The 26,294-nt window shown below is 70.3% G+C and carries 28 protein-coding genes and 1 pseudogene; 9 read left to right on the top strand and 20 right to left on the bottom strand.

What is annotated here, in order from left to right:
- The first annotated feature begins 152 nt into the window (after positions 1 to 152).
- Positions 153 to 1,205, top strand: a complete 1,053-nt coding sequence (locus tag OV427_RS32320; RefSeq protein ID WP_267860059.1) for a KpsF/GutQ family sugar-phosphate isomerase — start codon at positions 153 to 155, stop codon at positions 1,203 to 1,205.
- Positions 1,206 to 1,310: 105 nt separating this feature from the next.
- On the opposite strand, the gene OV427_RS32315 is transcribed toward OV427_RS32320, so the two are convergent.
- The 9 genes from OV427_RS32315 to mutM all read right to left on the bottom strand — a co-directional run bounded on the left by OV427_RS32315 (position 1,311) and on the right by mutM (position 9,918).
- Positions 1,311 to 2,678 carry a tetratricopeptide repeat protein gene (locus tag OV427_RS32315; RefSeq protein WP_267860058.1) on the bottom strand — a complete coding sequence of 456 codons (1,368 nt, stop codon included), beginning with the start codon at positions 2,676 to 2,678 and terminating at the stop codon, positions 1,311 to 1,313.
- Complete coding sequence (folK, locus tag OV427_RS32310; protein ID WP_267860057.1) at positions 2,675 to 3,199, bottom strand: 2-amino-4-hydroxy-6-hydroxymethyldihydropteridine diphosphokinase; 525 nt, start codon at positions 3,197 to 3,199, stop codon at positions 2,675 to 2,677. Before folK ends, OV427_RS32315 begins: the two co-directional genes overlap by 4 nt.
- A complete protein-coding gene (locus OV427_RS32305; RefSeq protein ID WP_267860056.1) occupies positions 3,196 to 3,966 on the bottom strand; it encodes a fumarylacetoacetate hydrolase family protein in 771 nt (256 codons plus the stop codon). Before OV427_RS32305 ends, folK begins: the two co-directional genes overlap by 4 nt.
- Positions 3,963 to 4,778, bottom strand: a complete 816-nt coding sequence (dapB, locus tag OV427_RS32300) for a 4-hydroxy-tetrahydrodipicolinate reductase (protein ID WP_267860055.1) — start codon at positions 4,776 to 4,778, stop codon at positions 3,963 to 3,965. The genes OV427_RS32305 and dapB overlap by 4 nt, the downstream gene beginning before the upstream one ends.
- Positions 4,779 to 4,818: 40 nt before the next feature.
- Positions 4,819 to 5,706: a 4-hydroxy-tetrahydrodipicolinate synthase gene (gene dapA, locus OV427_RS32295; RefSeq protein WP_267860054.1), complete on the bottom strand. Its 888-nt coding sequence runs from the start codon at positions 5,704 to 5,706 to the stop codon at positions 4,819 to 4,821.
- Positions 5,707 to 5,722: 16 nt separating this feature from the next.
- Complete coding sequence (gene lysA / locus OV427_RS32290) at positions 5,723 to 6,964, bottom strand: diaminopimelate decarboxylase (RefSeq protein WP_267860053.1); 1,242 nt, start codon at positions 6,962 to 6,964, stop codon at positions 5,723 to 5,725.
- Positions 6,961 to 7,191, bottom strand: a complete 231-nt coding sequence (locus OV427_RS32285) for a hypothetical protein (RefSeq protein WP_267860052.1) — start codon at positions 7,189 to 7,191, stop codon at positions 6,961 to 6,963. The genes lysA and OV427_RS32285 overlap by 4 nt, the downstream gene beginning before the upstream one ends.
- A 2-nt stretch (positions 7,192 to 7,193) precedes the next feature.
- Positions 7,194 to 8,996 carry a TIGR04551 family protein gene (locus tag OV427_RS32280; RefSeq protein WP_267860051.1) on the bottom strand — a complete coding sequence of 601 codons (1,803 nt, stop codon included), beginning with the start codon at positions 8,994 to 8,996 and terminating at the stop codon, positions 7,194 to 7,196.
- Between the two features lie 76 nt (positions 8,997 to 9,072).
- Complete coding sequence (mutM, locus tag OV427_RS32275) at positions 9,073 to 9,918, bottom strand: bifunctional DNA-formamidopyrimidine glycosylase/DNA-(apurinic or apyrimidinic site) lyase (RefSeq protein ID WP_267860050.1); 846 nt, start codon at positions 9,916 to 9,918, stop codon at positions 9,073 to 9,075.
- Between the two features lie 151 nt (positions 9,919 to 10,069).
- On the opposite strand from mutM, the gene OV427_RS32270 reads away from it, so the two are divergent.
- Entirely contained in the window at positions 10,070 to 10,678 is a 609-nt protein-coding gene (locus OV427_RS32270; protein WP_163998115.1) for a superoxide dismutase, read from the top strand.
- Positions 10,679 to 10,706: 28 nt separating this feature from the next.
- Here the strand turns inward: OV427_RS32270 and OV427_RS32265 are convergent, their stop codons facing one another.
- Positions 10,707 to 11,669, bottom strand: a complete 963-nt coding sequence (locus OV427_RS32265; protein WP_267860049.1) for a Ku protein — start codon at positions 11,667 to 11,669, stop codon at positions 10,707 to 10,709.
- A 255-nt stretch (positions 11,670 to 11,924) separates the two neighbouring features.
- On the opposite strand from OV427_RS32265, the gene OV427_RS32260 reads away from it, so the two are divergent.
- Complete coding sequence (locus OV427_RS32260) at positions 11,925 to 12,749, top strand: M48 family metallopeptidase (protein ID WP_267860048.1); 825 nt, start codon at positions 11,925 to 11,927, stop codon at positions 12,747 to 12,749.
- 11 nt (positions 12,750 to 12,760) lie between these two features.
- Here the strand turns inward: OV427_RS32260 and OV427_RS32255 are convergent, their stop codons facing one another.
- Entirely contained in the window at positions 12,761 to 13,810 is a 1,050-nt protein-coding gene (locus tag OV427_RS32255; protein ID WP_267860047.1) for a YihY/virulence factor BrkB family protein, read from the bottom strand.
- A gap of 113 nt (positions 13,811 to 13,923) precedes the next feature.
- On the bottom strand, positions 13,924 to 14,823 hold the full coding sequence (locus tag OV427_RS32250; protein WP_267860046.1) for an MTAP family purine nucleoside phosphorylase: 900 nt from the start codon (positions 14,821 to 14,823) through the stop codon (positions 13,924 to 13,926).
- Positions 14,824 to 14,916: 93 nt separating this feature from the next.
- Between OV427_RS32250 and OV427_RS32245 the strand changes: the two genes are divergently transcribed.
- Positions 14,917 to 15,822: a hypothetical protein gene (locus OV427_RS32245; protein WP_267860045.1), complete on the top strand. Its 906-nt coding sequence runs from the start codon at positions 14,917 to 14,919 to the stop codon at positions 15,820 to 15,822.
- A gap of 18 nt (positions 15,823 to 15,840) precedes the next feature.
- Here the strand turns inward: OV427_RS32245 and OV427_RS32240 are convergent.
- The 6 genes and pseudogenes from OV427_RS32240 to OV427_RS32215 all read right to left on the bottom strand — a co-directional run.
- Positions 15,841 to 16,047 (bottom strand): annotated as a pseudogene (locus tag OV427_RS32240) (IS66 family transposase); the annotation flags it as partial.
- 25 nt (positions 16,048 to 16,072) lie between these two features.
- On the bottom strand, positions 16,073 to 16,627 hold the full coding sequence (locus tag OV427_RS32235) for a non-canonical purine NTP pyrophosphatase (protein WP_267860044.1): 555 nt from the start codon (positions 16,625 to 16,627) through the stop codon (positions 16,073 to 16,075).
- Positions 16,624 to 17,457 carry an SIR2 family protein gene (locus tag OV427_RS32230; protein WP_267860043.1) on the bottom strand — a complete coding sequence of 278 codons (834 nt, stop codon included), beginning with the start codon at positions 17,455 to 17,457 and terminating at the stop codon, positions 16,624 to 16,626. Before OV427_RS32230 ends, OV427_RS32235 begins: the two co-directional genes overlap by 4 nt.
- 265 nt (positions 17,458 to 17,722) lie before the next feature.
- Positions 17,723 to 18,622, bottom strand: coding sequence for a DMT family transporter (locus OV427_RS32225; protein WP_420718298.1), 900 nt, complete (start codon positions 18,620 to 18,622; stop codon positions 17,723 to 17,725).
- 44 nt (positions 18,623 to 18,666) lie between these two features.
- Positions 18,667 to 19,686: a tRNA epoxyqueuosine(34) reductase QueG gene (queG, locus tag OV427_RS32220; protein ID WP_267860041.1), complete on the bottom strand. Its 1,020-nt coding sequence runs from the start codon at positions 19,684 to 19,686 to the stop codon at positions 18,667 to 18,669.
- A 10-nt stretch (positions 19,687 to 19,696) separates the two neighbouring features.
- Positions 19,697 to 20,260 carry a cob(I)yrinic acid a,c-diamide adenosyltransferase gene (locus OV427_RS32215; protein ID WP_267860040.1) on the bottom strand — a complete coding sequence of 188 codons (564 nt, stop codon included), beginning with the start codon at positions 20,258 to 20,260 and terminating at the stop codon, positions 19,697 to 19,699.
- Positions 20,261 to 20,362: 102 nt separating this feature from the next.
- On the opposite strand from OV427_RS32215, the gene OV427_RS32210 reads away from it, so the two are divergent.
- Together OV427_RS32210 and OV427_RS32205 are read left to right on the top strand one after the other, a co-directional pair.
- Positions 20,363 to 21,157: a thymidylate synthase gene (locus tag OV427_RS32210; RefSeq protein ID WP_267860039.1), complete on the top strand. Its 795-nt coding sequence runs from the start codon at positions 20,363 to 20,365 to the stop codon at positions 21,155 to 21,157.
- A complete protein-coding gene (locus tag OV427_RS32205) occupies positions 21,154 to 21,633 on the top strand; it encodes a dihydrofolate reductase (protein ID WP_267860038.1) in 480 nt (159 codons plus the stop codon). The genes OV427_RS32210 and OV427_RS32205 overlap by 4 nt, the downstream gene beginning before the upstream one ends.
- A gap of 12 nt (positions 21,634 to 21,645) precedes the next feature.
- Here OV427_RS32205 and OV427_RS32200 read toward each other — a convergent pair whose 3' ends face one another.
- On the bottom strand, positions 21,646 to 21,987 hold the full coding sequence (locus OV427_RS32200) for a hypothetical protein (RefSeq protein WP_267860037.1): 342 nt from the start codon (positions 21,985 to 21,987) through the stop codon (positions 21,646 to 21,648).
- Between the two features lie 121 nt (positions 21,988 to 22,108).
- Here OV427_RS32200 and OV427_RS32195 point away from each other — a divergent pair, with 121 nt between their 5' ends.
- The 3 genes from OV427_RS32195 to OV427_RS32185 all read left to right on the top strand — a co-directional run bounded on the left by OV427_RS32195 (position 22,109) and on the right by OV427_RS32185 (position 25,237).
- Positions 22,109 to 22,480 carry a hypothetical protein gene (locus tag OV427_RS32195; protein WP_267860036.1) on the top strand — a complete coding sequence of 124 codons (372 nt, stop codon included), beginning with the start codon at positions 22,109 to 22,111 and terminating at the stop codon, positions 22,478 to 22,480.
- 67 nt (positions 22,481 to 22,547) lie between these two features.
- Entirely contained in the window at positions 22,548 to 24,398 is a 1,851-nt protein-coding gene (locus tag OV427_RS32190; protein ID WP_267860035.1) for a cytochrome c/FTR1 family iron permease, read from the top strand.
- A gap of 38 nt (positions 24,399 to 24,436) precedes the next feature.
- A complete protein-coding gene (locus OV427_RS32185; protein ID WP_267860034.1) occupies positions 24,437 to 25,237 on the top strand; it encodes a GlsB/YeaQ/YmgE family stress response membrane protein in 801 nt (266 codons plus the stop codon).
- Positions 25,238 to 25,259: 22 nt separating this feature from the next.
- Here the strand turns inward: OV427_RS32185 and OV427_RS32180 are convergent, their stop codons facing one another.
- The gene (locus OV427_RS32180) at positions 25,260 to 26,273 is read right to left on the bottom strand and encodes a hypothetical protein (RefSeq protein ID WP_267860033.1); all 1,014 of its coding nucleotides are present in this window, start codon (positions 26,271 to 26,273) and stop codon (positions 25,260 to 25,262) included.
- Positions 26,274 to 26,294 lie beyond the last annotated feature (21 nt).

Genomic DNA, 26,294 nt, shown 5'->3' with positions numbered 1-26,294 from the left:
TCGTCCCCTCTCCTGGGAAAGAACCTGCGATTGAATGAAGGTGGATGTAGCCGGGACGAAAAGCCCAGGCGAGCAGGCGCGTAACCGATGCCCCCCCACGCGTCAAGGGTGGCCACCGTGGAGGGTGGCGTGTAGAAGGTCCGGCCAACACCATGGCCCGCGCCCCCCGCTCCGCCGCCAAGAAGCCCCGCCTGCGCGCCCTCCCCGGCCGCCCTGCCCAGGCTCCTGCCTCTGACGCCGAGGCCACGCTCGCCTACGCGAGGGGCGTGCTGGAGGCCGAGGCCCGCGCCATCCTCAACGTCACGGAGCGCCTGGGCGACGCGTTCCTCCGCGCCGTGACGTTGGTGCGCGAGTGCACGGGCCAGGTGGTCGTCACCGGCATGGGGAAGGCGGGCCACATCGGCCAGAAGCTGTCCGCCACGCTGGCGTCCACGGGCATCCGCTCGGTGTACCTGCACCCGGCGGAAGCGGTGCACGGAGACCTGGGCCGCGTGGGGCGCGGGGACGTCATCCTCGCCCTGTCCAACAGCGGCTCCACCGAGGAGCTGGTGCGGCTGCTGCCCGCCTTCAAGCGCATGGCCACGCCCGTCATCGCCCTCACCGGCGACGCGGAGAGCCCACTCGCGCGTGGCGCGGAGCTGGTGCTGGACATCGGGCCCATTGAAGAGGCCTGCCCCATGGGGCTGGTGCCCACCGCGTCCACCGCGGCGCTGCATGCGCTGGGAGACGCGCTGGCCATGGCGGTGCTGCGCTCGCGGCCCTTCGGCACGGAGGACTACGCGCTCTTGCACCCGGGCGGGAAGCTGGGGCGCTCCGTGCAGCGGGTGTTCGAGTTGATGCGCAGCGGCCCCGCCAACCCGCTGGTGCTGGACACCGCACCGCTGTCGCAGGTGGTGGGCGTGATGACGAAGACGCCGGGCCGGCCGGGCGCCGCGTGCGTGGTGGACAAGGCCGGGATGCTGGTGGGCATCTTCACCGACGGCGACTTGCGCCGCCGCGTGGAGGGCGGCCTCACCGACTTCACCATTCCGGTGCGCGACGTCATGGGCAAGCACCCGCGCTGCGTGACGCCGGAGACGCTGGTGCTCACCGCCACCGCGCAGATGCGCGAGCTGAAGGTGGACCAGCTCCCCGTCGTGGACGCGGAAGGCCACGCCGTGGGCCTGCTCGACGTGCAGGATTTGCTGGCCGCGAAGTTCGTCTGACCCGCGGGGGCTGGCGTCCCTCGCAAACGCCAGCGGCCAGCACTCCGGCGCTCCGGACGGAAGCGCCGCGCCGTGCGGCCCGCCTCGGGCCCCGCTACCGGTGCGCTACTGCCCCAGCTTGGCCTGCAAGGCCGCCTTGTTGGGGTAGTTCGGAGCGTCGGCGGCGAGCTTCTCCCAGAGCGCCTTCGCGCCCTTCTCGTCGCCCTTGCTCTTGAGCGTGTCGCCCAGCTTCTCCACCGCGGCCGGGTCGGCCTGCACGGCGACGCCCCACACGCGCGCGGCCATGGGACGGCCCAGGCCCACCAGCGCCCACGCCATGCCCGCCTTCGCGCGCCCGTTCTCCGGCTGGAAGGGCACCACGCGCGTGTAGTTGGCGAGCGCCTCCTGGTAGCGGCCCTTGGACAGGTGCTCCTCGCCCTCGTCCACCAGCTTCGCCAGGCCCTGCTCCAGCTCCGGCGTGCGCTCGGTGTTCTGCACGGCGTCGATGGCCTCCTGCGACAGCGGGCGCGGCGCGTCCGCGGGGGCCGCGGCCGCCTGCGACAGCCGGATGCGCCGGTCCTCCGCGCGCGAGGCGAGCAGCTTCTTCCGGCCGCCGGCCTTCACCGTCTCCTCCGCGAGCGTGCTCATCCGCTTCGCCATGGGCGCCCGCTGCGAATCCGGGTGCGCGGCCACCATGGCGTCGAAGCCCGCGCGCGCCTGCTTCAGCGCGGCCACGTCCTCGCCCTTCGTCTCGAACAAAAGCGCCGAGCGCGAGTACAGGGCCTCCTCGTGCGTGGGCTCCACCTCCAGCACCGCCGCGTACGCCGCCAGCGCGCCGTCCAGATCACCAGAGAGGAAGAGCGCGTTCGCCCGCATCATCTCCACGTCCAGCACCGGCGCCAGCGCCGCGCGCGCACAGGCCGCCGCGCCCGCGGTGTCGCCCTTCTTCGCGCGCTCCTGCGCCGCCGCCGTCATGTCCTCCACCGACGTGCCCGCCGAGAAGCCGCAGCCCGCGGCCGCCGATGACGGGACGGCCGCCTTGCCCAGCTTCTTGCGCTGCGCGAGAAACAAATCCCGCGCCGGCCTCGCCCGCGCCTCCGCCTGCAAGAGATAGATGACGGCGTCCGTGTTGCGGCCGTTCACGTAGTAGAGCCGCCCCAGCGACGAGGCGATTTCGAAGGTCTTCTCCCTGTCACGCAGCCCCTCCGTGGAGTCGAGCTGGCGCAGCAGCTCGTCCGCGGACGGCGGCGCGCGGCCGGTGCCCGACATGGGCGGGTGGCCCTCGGGCAGCGCCCCCGTGGGTGCCGCGGCGCCGGGCTGCGCGCCGTCCACCTGCGGGTGCCCCTCGGGAAGGGCGCTGGCGCCAGGAGCGGCGGCGGGCGAGCGGGCGGGCGACGCCGTGGTCCCCGGGGGGACGGTCGGGTGACCGGGGGGAAGATTCGTCGGCTCGGCGGCAAGCAGCGCCGCGGTGGCCAGGGCAAGGGACAGGTTCATGAGTCGTTGCTCGAGTAGCTCGCATCGGGCCACCAGGTGGCCTCGCTCCTGCGGACATCCTGCGGGGCGAGTTTCCCGAGGAGCTCCTTCACCGTGGCGCCCATCACCGGATGCTTCTGCTCCGGGGCCAGCTCGGCCAGCGGTTCGAGCGCGAAGCGGCGCTTGTGCAGCTCCAGATGGGGCACCTGGAGGTTCGGGTCGGCCACCACCTGCCCCTCCCAGAGGAGGATGTCCAGGTCGATGGTGCGCGGCCCCCAGCGCAGCTCGCGCTGGCGCCCCAGGTCCTTCTCTATCTGCTGGAGGATGCACAGCAGCCGCTGGGGCGACAGGCCGCACTCCAGCGCCACCACGGCGTTGAGGTAGCGCGGCTGCGGCGGCCCCACGGGGGCGCTGTCGAAGAGAGAGGAACAGCTCAGCACCGCCACCGCGTCGATGCGGGACAGCGCGGTCAGGGCGGCAACGAGGTGGGCCTCGCGGTCACCTTCGTTGGAACCCAGCCCCACATAGACGGTGTCGCTCACGGCTCCATCTCAACCGGGTTGACCAGGGTCCCGATTCCCTCGACCTCCACCTCCACCGTGTCCCCCGCCTCCAGCTTCCCCACCCCCGACGGCGTCCCCGTGCTCACCAGGTCGCCGGGCAGCAGCGTCATTCCCTGGGAGATGAAGGACACCAGGCGAGCGGGGCTGAAGATCATGTCGGACGTCCGGCTGTCCTGGCGCACCTGCCCGTTCACCCGGCAGACAATCCGCAAGTCTCCGGCGGACAGGCCCGTCACCGCCCACGGCCCGGCGCAGGCGAAGGTGTCGTAGCCCTTGGCGCGCGTGTGCTGGATTTCGCGCTTCTGGATGTCTCGCGCCGTCACGTCGTTGAAGCAGGTGAGGCCCCAGATGGCGCGCGCGGCCGTCGCCTCGTCGGCGTTGCGCACGCGCTCACCGATGACGAGCGCCAGCTCCGCCTCGTAGTGCACCTCCTGGCTCGCCTTCGGAATGCGGATGGGCGAGCCCATGCCGTTGAGGGCGGTGGAGGGCTTGATGAAGATGAGCGGCTCGGGCGGGACGGGCTTGCCCATCTCCTCCGCGTGCTTGCGGTAGTTCTGGCCGATGCAGACGACCTTCGATGCGTCCGACGGCACCAGCAGCGTCAGCCCCGCCAGCGAGCGGCGGATGCCCGTGTCCTTCCCGCCCGCCCAGGGCGCGGCGTTGAGGACCACCACCTCGTTGCCCTCGACACGGCCGTGGTGCGCACGGCCCTCGTGCAGGAAGCGGCAATAGCGCGCGTTCGTCATGCGGTCCTCTGGAAGCCTAGCACGTCGGCCATGTCGTAGAGCCCTGGCGCCCGGCCCACCGCCCAGCGCGCGGCGCGCAGCGCCCCCAGGGCGAACTGGTCCCGACTGGTGGCCCGGTGGGTGAGCTCGATGCGCTCGCCCTCGCCGAAGAAGTAAACCGTGTGCTCGCCCACCACGTCCCCGCCCCGCAGCGTCTGCACGCCAATCTCATTCGCGGGCCGCGCGCCCACCATGCCGTGGCGCGCGAAGGTGAGGTCCTCCTGCGAGCGCCCCAGTGCCCCGGCCAGCACCTCCGCCAGCCGCAGCGCGGTGCCGCTGGGCGCGTCCTTCTTCATGCGGTGGTGCGCCTCCATCACCTCCACGTCGAAGCCCTGCCCCAGCACCCGCGCCAGCTCCGCCGCCATGCGGAACACCACGTTGACGCCCACCGACATGTTGGGCGCGGCCACCACGGGGATGGACTTCGCGCTCCCGGCCAGGGCCGCGGTGGTCTCCGGCGTGAAGCCGGTGGAGCCCACCACCAGCGCCACGCCGCGCGCCGCGCACACCTTCGCGTGGGCCACGCTCACCTCGGCGCTGGTGAAGTCGATGACGACGTCCGCCTTCGCCGCGTCCAGCGCCCTGGCCAGGTCGTCCACCACCTGCACCTCCAGCGCCCCCTGCCGCGCGGCGAGCCCCGCATCCAGCCCCACGGCGGCGCCGCCCGGGCGCTCCGTGGCGCCCACCACCTGCAGGTCTTCCGCGTCCCGCGCCAGGCGCAGCAACGTGCTGCCCATGCGGCCGGTGACTCCGGTGATGACGGTGCGAATCATGGTTGCCGGCGCTCCTGGCGAGCTATCGAGAATCGGGCCTTCAGCCCTTGAGCAGCCCCAGCGCGCGCAACTCGTCGCGCAGCTTTGAAGCGTTGGGCTCCGTCATCTGCACCAGCGGCAGGCGCACTTCCGGGCCGAAGAGGCCCATCAGGTGCAGCGCCCACTTCACCGGAATCGGGCTGGACTCCACGAAGAGCAGCCGGTGCAGGTTGTTCATCCGCAACTGGATGTCGCGGGCCTTCGCGAAGTTCCCCGCGCGCGCCTGGGCCACCAGGTCCGCCATCATCCGCGGCGCCACGTTCGAGGACACGGAGATGACGCCCTTGCCGCCGCAGGCGATGAAGGGCAGCACCGTGAAGTCGTCACCGGACAGGAGCGTCATCCGCTCGCCGCACTTCTCGAGGATGTCGAGCGCGCGGGGCATGCTGCCGGTGGCTTCCTTGATGGCCACGACCTCGGGGAGGTCGCACAGCTGCTGCACCGTCTCCGGCAGCAGGTCCACGCCGGTGCGGCCCGGCACGTTGTAGGCGACAATCGGGAAGCCCGGGTGCGCGCGCGCGATGGCGCGGAAGTGCTCCACCAGGCCCGCCTGCGTGGGCTTGTTGTAGTACGGCGTGACGATGAGCGTGCCGTCCGCGCCCGTCTCGCGCACGCGCTTCACGCCTTCAATCGCCTCGGCGGTGCTGTTGGAGCCGGCGCCACCCACCACCGCCGCGCGCCCCTTCGACTCCTCCACCGCGACTTTCACCGCGCGGGCGCGCTCGTCGGGCGTCATCGTCACCGACTCGCCCGTGGTGCCCATGGGGATGAGGACGCTGGTGCCGCCCTCAATCTGGTAGCGCACCAGGGCCCGGTAGGCCTGCTCGTCGAACGCCCCGTCGCGGAACGGGGTGGCCAGCGCCGTCATGGAGCCTTCGAAGGTCCTCATGGCGGCGCTTATATGTTCAGGCCCGCTCACCGCGCCAGAGGTCCTCAATCCGCTCCCGTTCGCGGACCACCCTCCACGCCTCCCCGTCCACCATGACTTCGGCCGGGCGGGGACGGGAGTTGTAGTTGGAAGCCATGCTCATCCCGTAAGCCCCGGCACTCATGAAGGCGTACAGCTCGCCCGCCTGGGGGAGGACCAGGGAGCGGGCCCTGGCCAGCACGTCCGTGGACTCACACACCGGCCCCACGACGTCCACCTCCACCGCCTTCCCACGCCGCTTCACCAGGGGCTGGAAGCCGTGGTGCGCCTCGTAGAGGGCCGGGCGGATGAGGTCGTTCATGCCCGCGTCCACCACCACGAAGTGCTTGGCCGGCGTCTTCTTCCGGTACAGCACGCGGGTGAGCAGCACGCCCGCGTTGCCCACCAGCGCCCGGCCCGGCTCCAGCACCAGGTGCGCGCCGGTGCCCTTCGTCGCGTCCAGGACGGTGCGCGCGTACTCCTCGGGAGAGGGAGGCGTCTCGTCCGTGTACGTAATCCCCAGGCCGCCGCCCACGTCCAGGTACGCCAGCGGGTGCCCGGCCGCCTTCAGCTCCGTGTAGAGGCCGGCCACCTTGGTGAGGGCCGCGCGCATGGGCGAGGCCTGGGTGAGCTGCGAGCCGATGTGGCAGTCCAGCCCGGCGGCGCGCACGCCCTTCAGCTTCTTCGCGCGCGTGTAGAGGGCCACCGCCTCCTCGAAGGGGACGCCGAACTTGGACGTCTTCAGCCCGGTGGAGATGTAGCGGTGCGTGCGCGCGTCCACGTCCGGATTCACGCGCAGCGCGAAGGGCGCGCGGCGGCCCAGGCGGCGGCCCACCGCGTCCAGGGCGTCCAGTTCCTCGGCGCTCTCCACGTTGAAGAGGAGGATGCCCGCGGCCAGCGCCGCCTCCATCTCCTCCTGCGTCTTGCCCACGCCGGCGAACACCGTCTTCTCCGCCGCGCCGCCCGCCTGCTTCACCCGGGCCAGCTCGCCGCCGGAGACGATGTCGAACCCGCCGCCCAGCCCCGCGAAGAGCCGGAGGATGGCGAGGTTGGAGTTCGCCTTCACCGAGTAGCAGATGAGATGCGGCGTGGCGCCGAACGCCTCCGACACCACCCGGAAGTGCCGGGTGAGCGTGGCCGCGGAGTACACGTAGGTGGGCGTGCCCACCGACTCGGCGATGGCCGGCAGCGGCACGCCCTCGGCGTGCAGCACGCCCTTGCGCCAGATGAAGTGGTTCACTGGGTTGGCTCGGTGCCCGGGACGGCGGGACCCGCGTCCGGAATCGGAGAGACGGACGGCCCCGAGGGCTCGAGGGGCCCTCGGGAGGTGTCCTCCGGAGGCGGCTGCGTCTCCGTGGGAGGCGCGGGCGGCGGCACCGGCGGCTTCGGCGAGCCCTTGATGCCGCACGCCACCAGCACCAGCGCGAGGCCGGTGGCGACACACACGGACGGGAGGACGCGGCGCATGGCTAGAAGCTGATGCCCAGCCAGCCGCGGATGGTCTGCGGCGTCTCCAGGTCGGCGCGCAGCGTGGAGTCGAACTCCTGCAGGCCGCTCATCGGGAACAGGATGCCGTACGCCACGCCCGCGATGAAGCCGTCCTCGGTCTTGTAGTCCGCACCGACGTTGGCCTCCACGCCCAGCGCCTTGCTGGTGAAGGACGGGGTGGACTCCGCGTAGAGCGTCTGCGAGTAGATGAGGCGGGCGTACAGGTCGAAGCCCTCCGTAATCGTGTACTTGGCGGAGGGGCGCACGTAGAACGCGTCGGTGATGCCGCCGATGATTTCCCGCCAGAGGATGAGGTCTACGCGGTAGTCGCGGTTGAAGCGGAAGTTGCGGATGGCGTTGTCGGAGCAGCCGCCGGAGCCGCAGCGGAACTGCGGGCCTTCCGAGTCACCCGGCTCGGTGAAGCCGTTGGTGCCGGAGCCGGGGCGGGCCGGGTAGTTGCCGAAGCCGGGGGCCTTGTCGCCCGACGCGAAGCCCAGCTCCAGGCCGAGCGACAGCTTGTTGTTGGCCACCTTCACCTCGCCCTGGGCCACGCCGCCGAACTGGGCGACGCGCAGGCTCTGGTTCTGCGTGGGGTCGTTGATGTTGCCCGCGTCCAGGGCGCGGTTGCCGATGTTGCCGAACGTGCCGGCGAGCTCGAACTCCAGCCGCCAGTTGCGCTCCTCGTACCGCAGCCACAGGTCCGGGATGTAGAGCGAAGCGGAGCGGGGGATGAAGCCCGTGGCGATGCCATTCTGGGTGCTGGCGTCGTACTCCCAGTTCTGCGTGCGGTAGGTGAAGTGCAGGCCGTACTGGAGCACGCTCTGGTTGTTGTTCAGCTTGGAGCGGATGACCGCGTCGGTGTCCCGGCGGGCGATGGCAATCACCCAGCTGTGGCTGTCGTCCGACTGCGTCAGGTCCACCGGCTCGCCCTGCGAGCCGCGCCCGTCGACGACGCCCTCGGAGTTGAAGTCGAACATGGGCGTCACGTACCAGCCCTCGAAGGGGTTGGTGACGAACTGGATGCGGTCCACCGTGTCGCCGTAGTCGCAGTCGAAGCAGGTGCCGTCGTTGCGCAGCATGCCCAGGCCCCACTGGCTGCCCATGCGGCCGAAGCGCAGGATGCCCACCGGCGTCTTCACCTCGCCATAGGCGCGGCGAATCTTGATGGAGTCCTCCAGCATGTCGACGGCGGAGTCCTGGCTCTCGGAGAAGACTCCGAAGAGGTTGTGCTGGTCACCCGGGTAGAGGTTGTCCGGCTGGGAGCCCAGCACCACGTTGTCCAGGCCGAGAATCTCCGTCTTGATGCTCACCTGCTCGGAGACGTTGAAGACGGGCTCCAGGCGCAGGCGCATGGTGGCGAAGGACTGGGTGTTCTCCCCGGCGCTGCGCGGCGAGCGCGGGAAGAGCTCCTGGCCCGGCACCTTGCCCAGGTCGAACTTGTAGAAGAGCGTGGGACGCAGGCGGAAGTAGCCGTCGAGCGTGAAGACCTCCAGCTTGCGCTTCTCCTCGGGGAACTCCTCGTTCCACTCGCCGGAGTCGACGGACTGCTTGGCGGCCTCGGCGCGGATCTCCTCGCGCAGCTCCTGCTTGGCGGCGTCCAGGTCCTCGCGGGTGACGGAGTCCCCCTGGGCGGCGGCGGGGGGCGGCTCGGCGGAGGGAGAAGCGGGCGCGGCGGGCGCGGCCTCGGTGGCGGCGGGCGCGGGCGCGCTACCGTCGGGCACCGGCGTCTGCGCGGTGGCCGTGGACGAAGCGACGAGCAGCGCCGCCAGCAGGGCGTGAGACATGGGCAACATTCTCCAGGGCCGCTTGGGGCGGCCGGGTCTGAAAGGCGGGCGATTCAAGCCACGGGACATGGGGGTGTCAACGCTTACCGGCCCGGGGCTTCGACGCGTGAACGCCTGAGCGGGGCTGGCATTTCGGACAGAAGTGGGTGGTGCGGCCGGCCTGGGTGAAGGACTCGACGGGGGTTCCGCACCGGGAGCATGGGCCCCCGGCCCGGCCGTAGACGAAGAAAGGGTTCTCCGAGCGCCCCTCCTCCAGGTACACCGGCTCCTCCCCCTCCTGCTCCTTCAGGCCGAAGTCGATGGTGGCCCGGATGGCGCCCACCAGACGCTTCCACTCGTCCGGGGTGAGGGAGGCGGGCTCCCGGGAGGGGTGGATTCCGGCGCGGAAGAGGGCCTCGGCGGCGTGGATGTTGCCCAGGCCGGTGATGCGCGACTGGTCCAGCAGCGCCACCTTGAGGGGCTGCCGGGAGGGGGCCACGGCCTTTTCGAGCTGGCCCGCGGTGAGGCCGTCCGCCAGGGGATCCCTCCCCAGGGCCTTCACCACGTCCAGCTCCCTCAGCCGGGCGGCGGGGGCGGGCTCCAGCCGGCCGAACATGCGTGGATCACTGAAGTGGAGGACGTGCCCGTCATCGAGGTGGAAGCGGGCGCGGCTGTACGGCTCGCCCTGCCCTTCCGTGCGGCGGACGAACTTGCCCGTCATCCCCAGGTGGCCCAGCAGGCCCCGTCCTTCCTCGAAGGCGAAGAGGAGGTACTTGCCCCGGCGGACGAGGGACTCCAGCCGGCCGGACAGCTCGGTGAAGTGGCGGAGCTCGGCACCACGGAAGATGCGGGTATCGTCGGCCTCGGCGCGGACGAGGCGCCGGCCGCTGAACCAGCGCACCAGGTTGCGCCGGGCGATCTCCACTTCCGGAAGCTCAGGCATCCGCCCCGGCACATAGCACCGCGAGCGGGGCGTGCGCATTTCTTACTTGTCGTACCGCGCACACCGGCGTGAAGTTCTCCGCGCTGGCAGGCCCCACCTCCGTTATGAGGCGGCCTTCCGACCCAACACCCACCCATTCTCTGGAGGCAGCATGGCGGACGTTCCGCAGAAGAAGTACGCGCCGATGCAGTTCCCGCAGCTCAAGGGCCTCAAGGGGCTCAGCGACGCCGTCCTCGAGACGCACTTCAAGCTGTACGAGGGTTACGTCAACCGCACCAACAAGCTGACCGAGACGCTTTCCGGCCTGCAGCTCAAGGGTGAGGCCGCGGGCACCAACCCCGCCTACGCGGAGATGACCCGCCGGCTGGGCTTCGAGTACAACGGCATGGTCCTCCACGAGTACTACTTCGGCAACATGAAGCCGGGTGGCTCGGGCGCCACGCCGCCGGCGAAGCTGAAGAAGGCCATGGAGGAGAGCTTCGGCTCCTTCGAGAACTGGTTCGCGGACTTCAAGGCCGTGGCCACCATGCCGGGCATCGGCTGGGCCGTGACGTTCCAGGACCCGCGCACCGGGTGGCTGTCCAACCACTGGATCACCCTGCACGAGACCAACAACATCGCCGGCTTCAAGCCCATCATCATCATGGACGCGTGGGAGCACGCCTTCACGCCGGACTACAAGGCGAACGAGCGCGGCAAGTACGTGGACGCGTACTTCTCCAACATCGACTACGACGCCTGCGAAGGCCGGCTGAAGTAGTCCGTCGTCTTCCCGCCCGGCGGGAGGCTCAGGGCGAGGGCTCCCCGCCGTCGTCCTCCTTCCGCTGGGACTCCGGGGCGCTGGACGTGGAGGCCTCGCCTCCGCCGCTCCGCTCCCGGACCTGGTGCGCCGAGGCCTGGGGGCGCAGTCGCAGCGAGCCCTGCTCGGGCAGCGGCGGCAGCGGCTGACCGGCCCGGAGCGCGGCCACGCTCCGCTCCAGCGCCGCGAGCAAATCACCCTGCGACGGAGGCCCCGCGGTGGCCCCCGCGTGCACGACGGGCCACCGCTCCGCTGCCTTCGGACGGGTGCGCGCGGCGCGGCGCTCGATGAAGGCCCGCAGCCGCTCGCGGTGGACGTCATGGTAGCGCTGGGGCTCGAACTGCGTGGCGCGGGCCTCGACGAGGTGCAGCGCCGCCTCCAGTTCGCGCGACTGCGGCCGCTCGCTCACGTGCGACAACTCCGCGAGACTGTCCTGGGACACCACCTCCTCCGCGTAGTGGAGCGTGGACAGGAGCAGCGCCCGGCCATGGGGCCGCACCGCGCACAGGTGGCCCTTCTGGTAGAGCACGAAGTGGCCAACGCCCACGCGGCCCGCCTCGCGCAGCGTGGAGACCAGCAGTGAGTACGCGCGCTCGGCCCCTTCCGCGGGGACCAGGTGGTAGGGCGTGTCGTAGTAGATGGGGTCTATCTCCCCCGCCTCCACGAAGTCCTCCAACTCGATGACGCGGCTGGATTCCGGGTCGAACGCCTCCAATTCCCCGCGCGTCACCGCCACGTGGCGGCCGTCGTCGAGCGCGTACCCCTTCACCACGTGCTCGTAGGCCACCTCCTCGCCGTCCGCCGAGCACACCCGCTTGTTCTGGATGCGGGCGCCGTCCGCGTCGTGCAGCAGGTGGAATTGCACCTGCTTCGGGCTGACCGCGCTGTAGAGCCTCACCGGGACGCTCACCAGGCCGAAGCCCAGCGAGCCCACCCATACGGGACGTGACATCCGCGCCTCCCCGGGCGCCGCGCTCGGGGCACCCGCAACTTCAAGAGTCCGTACCGGGTGCCGGTGCCGCAAGGCTCGCCGGCCCCCCCGGTGGGGGCGCGGGCTGGGGCGTCACCGCGTGTTTGGATGGATTCCGTCTGCTTCACGTCCTTGGGGGACGAAGCCCTACGCGGCGCTTGCCCGGAGGCGGGCGCTGCCCAAGAGTCGGGCCCGCTCCCGACGAAACAACCCATGGAACGAAAGGCACACCCGGTCATGCAACGAATCCTCTCGGTGGTACTGGGCCTCACCCTGGCGATGGGCCTCACCGCGGGCTGCGCGAAGCAGCGCATCCAGGCGGAGAAGGCCATCGCGTCCACCCTCATCTCCGACGAGCAGGAGGAGGAGCTGGGCAAGCAGGTGAAGGCGGAGCTGGAGACGAAGGAGAAGATCAAGTACGTCCAGGACGCCTCCGTCGTCGACTACGTGAAGAGCATCTCCGCGCCCATCCTCCGGCAGGCCACGAAGGACCGGCCGGGCGTGAAGTGGAAGGTCAACGTCATCGACGACCCGAAGACGGTGAACGCGTTCGCCACGCCGGGCGGCTACCTGTACGTCTACACGGGCCTCATCCTGGCGGCGGACACGGAGGCGGAGCTGGTCGGCGTCATGGCGCACGAGGCGGGCCACGTGGTGGGCCGGCACTCCGCGCGCGCCATGGTCAACCAGATGGGCCTGCAGGCCGTCACCCAGGCGGCGCTGGGGAAGAACCCGGGCGCGGTGGCGACCATGGCCGCGCAGCTCGCGGGCGGCGGGACGATGCTGGCGCACGGCCGCAGCGAAGAGACCGAGGCGGACGAGTACGGCGCCCGCTACGCGTCCGGCGCCGGCTATGACCCGCGCGGGCTCATCACCTTCTTCCAGAAGCTGCAGAAGGAGCAGGGGGACTCGCCGGCCTTCATGAAGTGGCTGAGCACGCACCCGACGAACCAGGACCGCATCGCGCACCTGCAGAAGGTCATCTCGCAGAACAACCTGCGCGGCAGCAACAACAGCCCGGGCGGGCTGCCGGCCATCCAGCAGAAGCTGGGCAAGAAGTAGCCCGCGGCTCCTCAGTGCAGGTGGGAGGGGGGCTCGCGCTCCTGCTCCGGAAGGGTGGGCTCGGGGGACTGCCCCCGGGCCACCCGCCGCTTCCACCGGAAGCGCGCCAGCCGCGACTTCTTCGCGCTGCTGGCGCTCTTCGCCGCCCCGGGCGTCATCACGGGCGGCTCCAGCGGCGCGGGCTGGTCGAAGTCGCGAGCGCCCTTCTCCTTCCCCTCCGCGGACGCGTGCTCGAGGATGGCGTTGATTTCGCCGCCGAGGATGAAGACGAGCCCGGAGATGTAGAGCCACAACAGCAGCACCACGACGCCGCCGATGGAGCCGTAGGTGACGTTGTACTTGCCGAAGTGCTCCACGTACTGCGTGAAGCCCCAGGTGCTCACCAGCCAGATGCCCGTGCCCAGCATGGAGCCGGGGGTGATGTACTTGAACTTCTGCTTCACGTCGGGGAGCAGGTAGTAGCAGAGCGCGAGCGCCAGCATCACCAGCGACGCGGTGAAGGGCCAGCGCAGCCAGGACCAGACGAAGTAGAACGCGTCGGTGAGTTGCAGCTTGTCGGCGACCCACGCGCCCAGCCGTCCGCCGAGCAGGAAGATGGTGAAGGACAGCGGGATGAGCAGCGTGCCGACGAGCGTCACCAGCATGGCCAGTCCCTGCGTCTTCCAGATGGGGCGGGACTCGGGCACGTCGTAGGCCAGGTTGAGCGCCTTGCGCAGGGCGTCCACGCCGCGCGACGCCGTCCACAGGGCGATGACGAGACCGGCCGTCAGCAGCTTGGGCCGGGGCTGATTGACCAGCGCCTGCAGGTGCCCCGTCACCAATTCCAGCGCGTCTCCGGGGACGAGCGGACGGATGCGGTCCACCATCGCGTCCACCGCGCCCGGTGCGAAGGGCAGGTAGGCGACGAGCGTGAAGAGGAAGAAGAGGAACGGGAACAGCGAGAAGAGCAGGTAGTACGAAAGCTGGGCGGCGATGTCGGTGACGGTGTCCTCCTGGAACTCCTTCACGAAGCGCCGGCCGAACTCACGCCATGTCAGATACTTGAGCCTGGGCAATCGCATCTCCCCTCCTCGCTCGCCTCTCCCCCTGGGGTGAGGAAGGTGGGAACGGTGGGGAGGGTTGGCAGCAGGCGAGCAGGCAGGCGCCCGGCCAGGCAGTCGCCGCTCGGGCCCGCTCAGGCGACGTTGGGTGGGAGGTATCTGCCCAGCAGTGGACGAAGCCGGGTGCGGACCTCGTCGGGGATGCGGGCCCGGTCGGTGGCGATGGCCAGCGCGAGCGCGGTGTCACAGCGGCAGCCGTTGCCGCGGGGCTCGCGAGGCTCGGAGATACGGGGCAGCGCGCGGCGGATGAGGGCGGCGGCGGTGACGGTGGCGGCCTGGACGTTGTGGGAGACCTGCGTCAGCCGCTCCTCGTGCGCCTGGCCCGGAGGAGGAGGCCGCCACGAGTCGTAGTCGGTGGGCAGGGCCACCAGCGCGTAGTGCAGCTCCGCCTCGCGCGCGAGCCGGGCCTCGGGCATGGCCGTCATGCCCACCACGTCCGCGCCCGAGGCCTGGTACAGGAGGCTCTCCGCGCGCGTGCTGAGCGAGGGGCCCTCGATGCAGACGTAGGTGGCCTCGGGGTGGACGGCGGGGCCGCCAGGGTCCGCGGCGGCGACGAGCACCTGCCGGAGCGTGGCGCAGAAGGGGCTGGCCAGCTCCACGTGGACGGCGACGTCGTCGTAGAAGGTGCAGGGCCGGCGGTAGGTGCGGTCGATGACCTGGTCCGGCAGGACGAGCTGGGGCGGCTGGAGGTGCTCGCGCAGGCTGCCCACGGTGCCGGTGGCGAGGACGTGGGTGACGCCGAGCAGCTTCAGCGCGAAGAGGTTGGCGCGGTACGGGGCGCGGGTGGCGTTGTAGATGTGGCCGGGGCCGTGGCGGGACACGTAGACCACGGACACGCCGTCCAGCTCGGTGGTGATGATGGGGCCGGCGTGGGGGCCGAAGGGTGTCTCCAGGGTGTGGGATTCTCCCCGACCGAGGACTCCGAGCATCTGTCCGAGTCCGTGGCTCCCGATGATGCCCACCCTGACAGCCATGTGCCTCCTCTATGCGTGATTGCCGCGAACGCGGACCATAGCGCGGGCCCCTGGCGCCGTGAGGCGAGAAGACTGGTAGTTTTCGCATTCGCCATGCGTGCCTACCCGCTTCTCGCCCTGCTGCTCGCCTCCAGCCCCGCGGCCGCCGCCGTCCCCACCGGCTGCCAGGAGGACTACTCCTCGTGCAAGGAGGACTGTGCCATCGAGTACGGAGGCAGCGGGCGCGCCATCAAGAAGCTGACCTCGTGCATCGCCGAGTGCCAGGAGACGCTGGACCACTGTGCGAATCGGCACTCGTCGCTGAAGGACCTGCCACCCGGAGTGGCCGACGACGGGGAGCGGCCGTCCCGCAGGTCCGAGCCGGCACGGAAGAAGACGAAGAAGAGCCAGGAGGAGGACCCGTTCGGAGACGACGAGCAGGCGCCCAAGCGGTCGAGCAGGGACGACCCGTACGGTGATATTCCGTCATCCGACTCGAAGGGTGGGACGGAGAAGAGGGAGTCGTACCGGGCCTCGGAGGCGCCGCGTGAGCGTGAGGAGGTGCCTCCCGCGCCGGAGCCGGTGCCGCCGCGGGGGGCCTCGGGTTCGAGGGCGACGTCGGGCCGCGCGAACGCGGAGGAGATGGTGACGGGGAGCTCCTCGGAGGGTTCGAAGCGCGGTGGCTACCGGGCCTCGGACGTGGAGCCGGAGCCCGAGAAGTCGCTGGGGCTGGAGGACCTGGAGCCGCTGGACGCGAAGCCGGAGCCCGCGCCCGTGGCGAAGTCCGGGGGGAAGAGCGCGCCGGCGAAGCCGGCCGCGGAGCCCGTGAAGTCGGAGCCGGAGAAACCTGCCGCTTCCGCGAGCCGTGAGGAGAAGGACCCGCTGCTGGATGAAGAGCCCGCCGTGCTGGCGGCGCCGCCCTCGCGAAAGCCCGCGACGACGACGAAGGCGCCGCCCAAGCCGACACCGACTCCGCAGCCCAAGAAGGACATCTCTGATTGGGACCCGAACGGAGATTAAGAGGCTCTACCTCGCCTACCCAGCTTCACTGTCGACGAAGAGAAGGTTCTTCCAGCCCAGAGCGGCCTTTCGCAGGACACCCTCGCTCCGGTTGTTGTCGAGCGGCGGGCGCGCATCCAAGACGAAGCGGCTCAGCGCGTCCCACTGCTTCAGCGCGTAGGAAATGGCCTGGCCCAGCGACCCCTTCGGCGGGTGACGTGGCGACGGCTCCTCGAGCCAGGCTCGCCGAGATAAAGACGTTCATGGCGTGTCAGAACCCGAACTGCTTGCGCAACTCCGCGTAGGCGAGCCCGGAGGGTGACCGGGCCAGCTTCTCGTCCAGTGTCATCTCCGCGAACGTCCGCGTCTCCCCCTTGGGGATGAAGATGGGGTCCCAGTGGAAGCCGCCCGTTCCCTGCGCGCAGGGGGGCAGCTCACCCTCGACCTCCTTGAGGATGATCTTCCGGTCCTTGCCGTCGCAGTAGCAGACGGCGCTGCGGACCGTCACCTTCCGGGACTGCCCAGGCGGCACCAGCGCGCAGAGCCCCCCACCCATCTCCCTCCAGAAGGGTCGGATGAGCACTCCCGGCAGTCCCTTGAGGTAGTCGAAACAGAACGCCCCATGTTCGACGACCACGGGCACCTGGACCGCCCTGTATGCGGCCGCGGCCTTGGCCTTGATGAGCTGGGTGAGGTCCGTGTCGAGAATTTCCGTGAGCCCCGGAGGAGGCACCTTCAAGATGCCGAGCCGCACCATGGGCTTGAAGAAGTGCTCGACCTCGCGAACCTTGTCGGCGCTCGACGTGTAGTAGTACGCGTCCTTCATCGGATGCTCCGCAGCAGTTCCGTGACGCTCCCGCTCTTGTCTACCGGGTCGAGCTGGATGACGTCGATGTTCCAGCGCTCGAGCAGCTCCGCCTGCACCTGCCCCACGCCAAAGGTGGCGAAGAAGCACCGCCGGGCCCGCGGGTCCTTCCGGCCCTGGCCTTGCTGGCGGAGTTGCTGCATCCGGTACCAGATGTAGCGGATGTTCGCGTCACTGAAGCTGTAGCCGATGAACAGGAAACTGTGGCTCAGCAGGTCCGCACGCAGGCGCTGATCCGGGGGCGCCTCCAGGGCCATCCGCTGGAAGTAGGCGCTCTCCGTGAGGACGATCGTCTCCGGCTTGGACAGCGTGCCGTGGAACTTGATGACCTCGCACGCGTCGGGTGGGCGCGGGCCCTGGAAGTCCTCGAATGAGGCCAGCACACAGGCCGGCTTCCCCGCATCGCGCAGGGCGCCCTCCACATGGGAGTCGTAGTTGGTGGTGTAGAGGGTGTGCCACGTCAGCGCCGCCAGCGCCAGGTGCATGGGCGACGTCTTGCGAAGCAACTCGGCCGAGGCCGAGTCGAAGTGCCGCGTCATCTCGTACACGAGGTGTCCGATGTTGCCCGCGTCGTCTCGAGCGAAGTACTCCGCGAGCTGCTCGAAGTTACCGTGGAGCTTGAACATGTCCGGCTCGAAGCCGAGCCGCCCGGCCATGTCGGCAATCAGCTCGCTCCAGTCGGGCAGCTTCAAGGGCTTCGAGAAGCCCGCGCCCAGAAAGGGGATCAACCGCCCTTCACCGTACTCCTTGCGGAGCAGCGGAACGGCCCGTGCCACGTCGAGGACGGCCATCGTCACCTCCGGCCCGCGAGCATCCCGTCACGAGAGTGCTTTGTCCATGCCTCAACCGACCGCGACCGGCGCGCTCACAGCGTCACCTTTCCTCGCCATACGTGCCCTTGAAGAGGGATTCCAGCACTGGGCCATCCTGTGTGACGACGGCCTTCTCCTGAAGGTCATCGACGCACTGGAGCAGACACAGCCCCGGAGGAACATCGTGCTCCTCTCACGCGGCCCCACCGAGAGCCTGCCACCGGACCTGCGACGCTCCTGACCGTTACGCCGCCTGCCGCTCCGCATCCGGAGGCAGCGGCGCCGGAGGCGGCGGCCGCACGTGCGCCGTCTGCGTCAACCGCACGCCCGCGAGCACGAGCACACCGCCCACAGCAATCTCCCAGTGCAACGACTCGCCCAGCAGCAGCCACGCGGCCACCGCGGTGGTCGGGGGCTGGAGGTTCGAAAAGATGGCCACCTTCGACGCCGGCACCTTCGAAAGCGCGTAGTACCAGATGAGGTACGCCACCACCGACGTGAGCAGCCCCAGGTACACGATGGAGCCCTTCGCCGCGTTGCTCGCCGCCATCACCTCGGCGGGCTTCGCCATGAACGGCGCCATGAGCAGCATCATCAGCGTCGCCGCCACCATGCTCCACGCCGTCGCGCGAATCGTCCCGTGCGCCGCCACGAAGGGCTTGCCTTCCGTCGTGTACCCCACCCACGCCACCACCGCGCCGAGGATGAGCAGGTCCCCCATCAACGAGCCGCTCGCGTCCGCCAGCCCCCGCCCCAGCAGCAGCACCACCACCCCCACGAAGGCCGTGGCGATTCCTCCCACCGCGCGCAGTGAGGCCCGCTCATGCCCTCTCGCGAGGCTCAGCAGGTACACACCCAGCGGCGTGAGCGAATAGAACAGCGCCGCGTGCGCCGCCGAGGACTTCGACAGGCCATAGAAGAAGAACGCCTGGTTCACCGGCCCCGCCAGCAGCCCCAGTCCCAGCACCCGCTTCCACTCATGGCGCGGAGGCAGCTTCGGCCCCGGCGTCAGCCCCAGCAGCAGCACGAACACCGCGCCGCTCAGGATGAAGCGCCACAGCACCACCGTGAGCGGTGGCAGCTCCGTCATCGCCCGCTTGCCTGCGAGGTACGTGCCCGCGCTGATGAGCACCTGGACGCACATCCCGGCGTACACCAGGCCCAGCGAGGAGGAGGCAGCGGTGGAGGTCAGGGGTCGAGCTGGCTGAGCGCCCATTGCGCCGCTGTACGTACCAACTCGCTCGTGTCGCCGCAGAGCTTTTCGAGCAACACCCGCGCGTCCGCCTGCCTGGCGACGCCCAGCGCATACACCGCGTTGCGGCGGAGCCCATCGTACCTTGCGCGTGCCAGCGCTGTACCGGGTATGAGGTGCTCATACTGTTCCGGTGTGAGCCCCGCCAGCTCCAGCGTGCCCAGCTCCGCCACCGCTCGCGGCGCGAAGCGCGGGTGTTCCGCGAACACCGGGCGCCGGTTGAGCGGACACACCTGCTGGCAGATGTCGCAGCCGAAGATGAGGTTGTCGAACTTGAGACGGAAGGCCTCGGGCACCTCGCGCTCGCGGTTCTCAATCGTCTGGTAGGACAGGCACGCGCGCGCGTCCACGCGGCCGTTGCCCACCAACGCTCCCGTGGGACAGGACATGAGGCAGCGGCGGCACGAGCCACACCGGTCCGCCGCCGGGCCCTCCCCGTACGCGTCCACCTCCGCGTCCAGGATGAGCGTGGCCAGCAGCACCCACGAGCCGTAGGGCTCGGTGATGAAACAGCCGTTCTTCCCCACGTACCCCAGCCCTGCGCGCGCCGCCCACACCTTCTCCATCAGCGGGCCGCTGTCCACGCTCCCGTAGGTACCCACCCCCGGGAACATGGAGACCACCGACTTGCGGAAGGCCTTCATCCTGTCGCGCAGCGTGGAGTGGTAGTCGCGCCCCCGCGCGTAACGGGCAATCGGCGAGTCCACCGACTGCGCGTCGTCCCGCCAGTAGTTGTTCGCGAAGGAGATGACCGTCCGCGCGCCCGGGAGCAGCGTCCGCACGTCCAGGCGCTCTGCGGCCCGCTCTCCCATCCAATCCATGTCCGCCGCATGGCCGGACTCCAGCCACTCCATCAGGAAGGCGGGGGGAATCGGCTCCGCGCGTGAGAAGCCCACCAGGTCGAAGCCAACGAGGCTGGCGAGCTCGCGGAGCTGGGAGGTGGGCAGCGGATTCATCGGGCGTCTTCTACGGCGTGCTCTTCTTCTCCGGTATCCACTTCACGTCCGGGACGCCAGCCCGGTGATTCGCCAGCCGGGCCATGACGAAGAGCAGGTCCGAGAGCCGGTTCAGGTAGACGACCACGGCCTGCGGAATCTTCCCCTCGCGCAACAGCGGCACCGTGCGGCGCTCCGTGCGGCGGCACACGGTGCGCGCCAGGTGCAGCGCGGCGGCGGCCTGGGTGCCCCCGGGGAGGATGAAGTGGGTCATCTTCGGCAGCTCGGCCTCGAAGCCGTCGATGGCGCGCTCCATGTCCTCCGCCCACTCCGCCTTCAGCTCGGGAATGTATGAGGACGCCTTGGTGTCGGCGGGCGTCGCCATCACCGCGCCCAGCGTGAAGAGCTGGTCCTGGAGGCGCTGTAGCAGCGCGTCCATGTCCGCCGGCATCGGGAAGCCGCGGGCCAGACCAATCGTCGCGTTCAGCTCGTCCACCTCGCCGTACGCGTCCACGCGCTCGTCGTCCTTGGGGACGCGTCCGCCGCCGAACAGGCCCGTCTCCCCGGCGTCTCCACTCTTCGTATAGATCTTCATCGTTGGCGGGCTTGTAACGGCACGGCGTGTGCGACGTCCACGGGAAGGCGGACGGATACGTCAAAGACTTGATCCAGACTGGCGCAGATCCTAGATGGCCGTATGCGGCAATATCTGTCCCTGGTCGACCACGTCCTCACCCATGGGGCGAAGAAGGGCGACCGAACCGGCACGGGCACGCTCAGCGTCTTCGGCCACCAACTGCGGTTCGACCTCACGCAGGGCTTCCCGCTCGTCACCACGAAGAAGCTGCACGTGAAGTCCATCCTCCACGAGCTGCTGTGGATGCTCGCGGGGGACACCAACGTGCACTCGCTCCAGGCGCACAACGTCACCATCTGGGACGAGTGGGCCAACGCGGACGGCAGCCTCGGTCCCGTCTACGGCCACCAGTGGCGCTCGTGGACCGCGCCCAACGGTGAACACATCGACCAGATGAAGGGGCTGGTGGAGGGGCTGAAGAAGAACCCCGACTCGCGCCGGCACATCGTCAGCGCGTGGAACGTGGCGGACCTGCCCTCCATGAAGCTGCCGCCCTGCCACGTGCTCTTCCAGTTCTACGTGGCCGACGGGAAGCTGTCCTGCCAGCTCTACCAGCGCAGCGCGGACATCTTCCTCGGGCTGCCGTTCAACATCGCCTCGTACTCGCTGCTGACGATGATGGTGGCGCAGGTGACGGGCCTGAAGGCGCACGAGTTCATCCACACCGTGGGCGATGCGCACCTGTACCTCAACCACGTGGAGCAGGCGAAGACGCAGCTTCAGCGCGAGCCCCGGCCCCTGCCCCGAATGCGCATCAACCCCGACGTGAAGGACCTGTTCGCCTTCAAGTACGAGGACTTCACGCTCGAGGGCTACGAGCCGCACCCCGCCATCAAGGCGCCCGTGGCCGTATGAGACTGTCCGCCATCGTCGCCATGGCTTCCAACCGGGTCATCGGCGCCGGCAACCAGCTCCCGTGGCGACTGTCCGCGGACCTGGCCCGCTTCAAGAAGCTCACCATGGGCCACACCCTGGTCATGGGCCGCAAGACGTACGAGTCCATCGGCCGTCCGCTGCCGGGCCGTACCTTCATCGTCGTCACCCGGCAGAAGGACTACGCGCCCCCGGGCGTCATGGTGGCGCACTCGGTGGACGAGGCGCTCTTGCTGGCCCGGGCGCGCGGCGACGACGAGGTCTTCATCGCGGGTGGCGCGGACATGTACGCGCAGACGATGGACCGCTGGAACCGGCTCTACCTCACGCGCATCGCCCGCGAGTTCCCCGGCGACACGTACTTCCCCGAGGTGGACCTGTCCGGCTGGCGGCTCGTCGAGGACGCGCAGCACCCGGAGGCCGAGTTGCCCCACGCGTTCCTCACGTACGAGCGCTGAGGCCCGTCCGCGTCACTTGAACAGGCGGAAGAAGCGGAACGCCTTCGGCCACTCGCGCCGGGGCCGGAAGGCGATGGCCACCTCCTGCCCGCCCAGGGAGGACTCGGTGAGCACCACGTGGTCCTCGCAGGCCCTGCCCTGCTCGAACTCCGCGTCCGACACCCGGCACACGGACTTGTAGAACGGACCGGCGAGCCACTCGGCCACCTCGGGCGTGTCCTTGAACTTCAGGTACGCCGCGAGCGACGCGTGCGCCGCCGCCAGCACGGCATGCCCGGTGGGCACCGACTCGCGGATGAGGATGTACATCTTCAGCGACGCGGCGGGCTTCGGGGCGGGGATATCCAGGTCCATGTGGCATGGACGCCCTTCACCCCGACCGCTGACATCCCGAACGCCCAGGGAGTGCCCGTCCGAGCGGGCGCCCTGCCTCACGGCTGCTGGCACCCTGTCGGCACGTGCCCACTTCCACGGCATGCAGACCGCCATCACCACCCGTCCCGCCGACTTCCCCTGGCGCATCGCGGCCCTGGCCAGCGCCGCCGCGCTCACCGCCGCCAACAGCGCCGCGCTCACCGTCTCCCTGCGGCTGGCCTCCTCGCTCCGGGCCCGACGGGCTCCCCGTCCCCGCGTCTTCCCCGCGCTCGCCTCGGGTGCCACCGCCCTGGGCGCCCTCACCCTGGGGGCGCTCAGCGTCGGCGCGCTCGCCATCGGCGCCCTGGCCATCGGCGCCCTGGCCATCGGCCGGCTCCGGGGTGGGGATTGGAAGGTGGACAGTCTGCGCATCCAATCGCTCCAGGTGGAGCAGTGGACCGGACCGACCCGTCCCGTCTTATCGAGCGTCTGATGCGTCTTAATTTTGATATTGATTCTCAAGATTGAAACACAACCCCTCGGCTGGTAGACCGGGGGCCATGACTCGCGCTGCCCTGTCCGTGCTGTTCCTGCTGTTCGTGCTGCCCCTGTCGGCGCGTGCCGAGGGCACCTCGGAGGAGCGGACCTGGCACCGGCTGATCGGCATCCTCCAGTACCTGGAGGCGGACTACCCGAACGCCATCGAGACCCAGTCGGAGTTCGAGCTGGCGGAGCAGAAGAGCTTCGCGGCGGAGGCGGTGGACGCGGCGAAGGGCCTGGGCCCTGCCGCGGAGGCCTTCCTGCCGCGCGTGCAGGCCATCCAGGCGCGGGTGGACCACGCCCAGGACGCGCCGGGCGTCAGCCGGGACTGCGGCGCGCTGGTGGAGGACCTGGTGCTGGCCGGTGGCCTCGCCCGCAGCCCGCGCCGTCTGCCGGACCTGAAGCGCGGCGAAGCGCTCTACAAGACCAACTGCGCGGCGTGCCACGGCGTGGACGGCCACGCGGACGTGCCCATCGCCGCGAACATGGAGCCCGCCCCCGCGAAGTTCCAGGACGCCGAGCTGATGGGCGGCCTCACCCCCTACAAGGCCTTCAACACCACCAGCTTCGGCGTGCCGGGCACGTCGATGCCGTCCTACCCCACCCTCTCCGAGGAGGAGCGCTGGTCGCTGGCCTTCTTCGTCTTCACCCTGCGCCAGCCCCCCTGCGAGGGCACTCCGCCGAGCGCCTCGCTGGAGCGCCTGGCCAACTCCACCGATGACGACCTGGTGAAGGAGTACGGCCAGGAGCACCTCGCCTGCCTGCGCCGCAAGCTGCCGGACGCGGACGAGGAGCGCTCCCTGCTGCTCGCGCGCGCAGGCATCGAAGAGGCCATGCGCCAGGGCGCCGCCGGAAACAGCGCGGCCGCGAAGGCGGCCCTGCTGGACGCGTACCTCAACGGCGTGGAGCCGGTGGAGCCCAAGCTGCGCTCCAGGGACCCGGAGCTGGTGATGCGCATGGAGAAGGCCTTCCTCCAGGCGCGGCTGGCGGCGGAGAGCGGCAGCCCCCATCTGCAGGACGAGGGACGCGAGCTCATCTCCCTGCTGGACCAGGCGCGCCGGAGCACGGGCAGCGCGGCGGACCTGGTGTCCACGATGTGGCTGACGCTGCTCATCATGCTGCGCGAGGGCTTCGAGGCCACCATCATCGTCGCCGCGCTGCTGGCGGCGCTGAAGAAGATGAAGGCCACCGAGCACATCCGCGTGGTGCAGGCCGGGTGGATTTCCGCGCTCGTCGTCGGCGCCATCTCCTACGTGCTGGGCCGCCACCTGCTGGCCGGTGCGCAGCGCGAGTGGATGGAGGGCCTGGCGGCGCTGCTGGCGGTGGTCATGCTGGTGTACGCCGCGCTGTGGCTCAACGCGCGCTCCAACATGAGCCAGTTCATGGGCGAGCTGCGCCAGAAGATGCAGGGCGCGCTGGGGCGCGGCAGCATGGCGGGCCTGTTCTTCATCTCCTTCACCGCGGTGCTGCGCGAGAGCTTCGAGACGGCCATCTTCCTCCAGGGGCTCGCGCTGGACTCTCCGGCGGGCGTGGCCTGGGGCGCGCTCCTCGGTGTGGTGGCCATCCTCGTGCTGGTCCTCTTCGTCAACCGCATGGGCTACCGGCTGCCCATGAAGACGCTCTTCAACGTGTCCACCATCGTCCTCGTCGTCACCGCTGTCATGCTGCTGGGCAAGGGCCTGCACTCGCTGCAGGAGGTGGGCGCGCTGCCGCTGGTGCCGCTGCGCTTCATCACCGTGGACCTGCTGGGCATCTACCCGGACGCGGTGTCGCTGGTCCCGCAGGCGCTGCTGGCCGCGGCCCCCCTCGTCTGGCTGCTGCTGCGCCGCCGGGCCCGCGCGCAGCGCGTGCCCGAGGTCTCCGCGAGCTGACGCGACGGCCGGCCCCGCCTTGCGGTAGCGTCGCCCCGGTGAAGCCTCCGCGCGTGCTCTCCACCTGGCTGGCCGTCCTCGTCCTCACGGGTACCGGTGCCGCCTGGGGACAGGAGACGCCCGGGGACGAGCCCGCCGAGGGGTCCGAAGCCGAGCCGGCCGAGGCCCCCGTCACCGAGCTGACCCCGCCGCCGCTCATCCCCGTCCCCTCGTCGGGGACGTCGGACCGGCCATCCCGCCAGACGCCGCCCCCCGAGGGCGAGGACACCCGCGAGCCGTCGGGGCGAGGGGAAGTGCCCTCCACCACCGTGAGCGAGCCCGCCCGCCCCGTCCGCGCCGCCGCGCGCGCCGAGGACCCCGTGCCCCGCGTGGCGGTGGAATTGGTGGGAGGCACCGCTGGCGGAATCGTGGCGGGCACCGTGGGGCTGGTGGCAGGCTATGTCCTGGCGCTACCCACGGTGGGTTGTGACGACTGTCGCGTCGTGTCGCTCGTGGGTGGCTTCACCGGCGTGTTGATTGGCATCCCCGCGGGCACGTGGGTGGGCGGCCGGCTCATGGGCGGCAAGGGCCAGTTCCTCGCCACCGCCGGCGGCAGCCTCGTGGGATGGGGCGGCGCGCTGCTGGGCTCGCTGGTGCTGGACTCGGGCAACAGTGACGCGCTCTCGCTCGCGCTGCTGGTGATGCCCGTTGCAGGCGCCACCGTGGGCTACGAATTGTCCCAGGCGTCCGGGCCCGCCGCCCCGCAGCCCCCCATCTCCCGTCACTCCCAGGTCCGGGTGGTGCCCCTCGCGGGCATGACGGAGCATGGGCCCCGGCTCGGGTTGATGGGCCGCTTCTGAAGCGACCCTCAGCCCCTACGCCTCAGCCGTCCGTCGTCCGCCGTCGCGGCGTCTTCGCTGCCCGTGGCGTCTTCGCTGCCCGTGGCGTCTTCGCTGCCCGTGGCGTCTTCGCTGCCCGTGGCGTCTTCGCTGCCCGTGGCGTCTTCGCTGCCCGCGGCGTCTTCGCAACCCGTCGCGGCGCCTTCGCGGCCCGTCGCGGCTTCGTCGTCGCCGGTTGCGTCGTCTTCGCGGCCCGTCGCGCATTCGCGGCGCGGACACCCGCCCTGACGGCGGCCCCCCGCTTGATGCCGTTGGCGCGCTCCGTGTCGGCAGCGGAGACCTCGACACCGCCCAGCGCGGCCAGCGCCTCACGCGTGGGCGCGTGCTGATGACGGAGCACTACCAGATTGGCGGCGCGCAGCACGCGCGGGGCGAAGATCGGCGGCATGCCCAGCCCGGGCAGCAGGCCCAGCAGCACCGGCACGTCATCGAGCTTCGACTGCCAGGACTCGGCACGCGAGCTCTTCGCGATGCGCGTCACCTCGCGCCCGATGTACGCCGTGACCAGCTCCGCGAACCACGGCGAGACGGGCTTCTTCACGAGGGCGGTCAGCGCCGTGGCGAGCCGGCGGCTCTTGTCGAGCACCTTCCAGGCCTTCAACTCCGCGGGTGGGATGTCGGCCGACGGAACCACCACCACCAGGGACGACTCGAGGTCGTCGGCGAGCAGCACGTCGTCGTCCTCGTCGTCGCCCACCTGCTTCTCCCAGGTGGGGACGGCGCGCCGCACGAATGACGCGTCGTCGGCGAACTCGCTGTACTTGCCGTGCTCCTCGATGTCCCCCAGCACGCCCCGGAGCGTGCGCAGCACCACGCGCGCGACGGCGGCGTCCTTTTCCTTCTTGAGCAGCGCCGTACCATCACGGACCAGGGTGCGTGGGTCGAGGGTGCGGGCGCTTTCGACGAAGTCCCGCACGGCGGGCGACGACTCCCGGGGCGTGGCGCCCCTTCGCAGGGCGGCGATGAACCTCCGGAGCGCATTCTCGGTGACGAGCATGCGCCATCCTGCCCTGAAAAC

Source organism: Pyxidicoccus sp. MSG2, assembly GCF_026626705.1.
GTDB lineage: Bacteria > Myxococcota > Myxococcia > Myxococcales > Myxococcaceae > Myxococcus.
Note: the sequence above shows the minus strand (reverse complement) of the source record. Positions and strands in the feature narration are given on the sequence as shown.

Coding starts and splice junctions, on each gene's coding strand:
- OV427_RS32320 (WP_267860059.1), top strand. CDS start 153: ATGGCCCGCGCCCCCCGCTCCGCCGCCAAGAAGCCCCGCCTGCGCGCC.
- OV427_RS32315 (WP_267860058.1), bottom strand. CDS start 2,678: ATGAACCTGTCCCTTGCCCTGGCCACCGCGGCGCTGCTTGCCGCCGAG.
- OV427_RS32305 (WP_267860056.1), bottom strand. CDS start 3,966: ATGACGAACGCGCGCTATTGCCGCTTCCTGCACGAGGGCCGTGCGCAC.
- dapB (WP_267860055.1), bottom strand. CDS start 4,778: ATGATTCGCACCGTCATCACCGGAGTCACCGGCCGCATGGGCAGCACG.
- dapA (WP_267860054.1), bottom strand. CDS start 5,706: ATGAGGACCTTCGAAGGCTCCATGACGGCGCTGGCCACCCCGTTCCGC.
- OV427_RS32285 (WP_267860052.1), bottom strand. CDS start 7,191: ATGCGCCGCGTCCTCCCGTCCGTGTGTGTCGCCACCGGCCTCGCGCTG.
- OV427_RS32280 (WP_267860051.1), bottom strand. CDS start 8,996: ATGTCTCACGCCCTGCTGGCGGCGCTGCTCGTCGCTTCGTCCACGGCC.
- mutM (WP_267860050.1), bottom strand. CDS start 9,918: ATGCCTGAGCTTCCGGAAGTGGAGATCGCCCGGCGCAACCTGGTGCGC.
- OV427_RS32270 (WP_163998115.1), top strand. CDS start 10,070: ATGGCGGACGTTCCGCAGAAGAAGTACGCGCCGATGCAGTTCCCGCAG.
- OV427_RS32265 (WP_267860049.1), bottom strand. CDS start 11,669: ATGTCACGTCCCGTATGGGTGGGCTCGCTGGGCTTCGGCCTGGTGAGC.
- OV427_RS32260 (WP_267860048.1), top strand. CDS start 11,925: ATGCAACGAATCCTCTCGGTGGTACTGGGCCTCACCCTGGCGATGGGC.
- OV427_RS32255 (WP_267860047.1), bottom strand. CDS start 13,810: ATGCGATTGCCCAGGCTCAAGTATCTGACATGGCGTGAGTTCGGCCGG.
- OV427_RS32250 (WP_267860046.1), bottom strand. CDS start 14,823: ATGGCTGTCAGGGTGGGCATCATCGGGAGCCACGGACTCGGACAGATG.
- OV427_RS32245 (WP_267860045.1), top strand. CDS start 14,917: ATGCGTGCCTACCCGCTTCTCGCCCTGCTGCTCGCCTCCAGCCCCGCG.
- OV427_RS32235 (WP_267860044.1), bottom strand. CDS start 16,627: ATGAAGGACGCGTACTACTACACGTCGAGCGCCGACAAGGTTCGCGAG.
- OV427_RS32230 (WP_267860043.1), bottom strand. CDS start 17,457: ATGGCCGTCCTCGACGTGGCACGGGCCGTTCCGCTGCTCCGCAAGGAG.
- OV427_RS32225 (WP_420718298.1), bottom strand. CDS start 18,622: ATGTGCGTCCAGGTGCTCATCAGCGCGGGCACGTACCTCGCAGGCAAG.
- queG (WP_267860041.1), bottom strand. CDS start 19,686: ATGAATCCGCTGCCCACCTCCCAGCTCCGCGAGCTCGCCAGCCTCGTT.
- OV427_RS32215 (WP_267860040.1), bottom strand. CDS start 20,260: ATGAAGATCTATACGAAGAGTGGAGACGCCGGGGAGACGGGCCTGTTC.
- OV427_RS32210 (WP_267860039.1), top strand. CDS start 20,363: ATGCGGCAATATCTGTCCCTGGTCGACCACGTCCTCACCCATGGGGCG.
- OV427_RS32205 (WP_267860038.1), top strand. CDS start 21,154: ATGAGACTGTCCGCCATCGTCGCCATGGCTTCCAACCGGGTCATCGGC.
- OV427_RS32200 (WP_267860037.1), bottom strand. CDS start 21,987: ATGGACCTGGATATCCCCGCCCCGAAGCCCGCCGCGTCGCTGAAGATG.
- OV427_RS32195 (WP_267860036.1), top strand. CDS start 22,109: ATGCAGACCGCCATCACCACCCGTCCCGCCGACTTCCCCTGGCGCATC.
- OV427_RS32190 (WP_267860035.1), top strand. CDS start 22,548: ATGACTCGCGCTGCCCTGTCCGTGCTGTTCCTGCTGTTCGTGCTGCCC.
- OV427_RS32180 (WP_267860033.1), bottom strand. CDS start 26,273: ATGCTCGTCACCGAGAATGCGCTCCGGAGGTTCATCGCCGCCCTGCGA.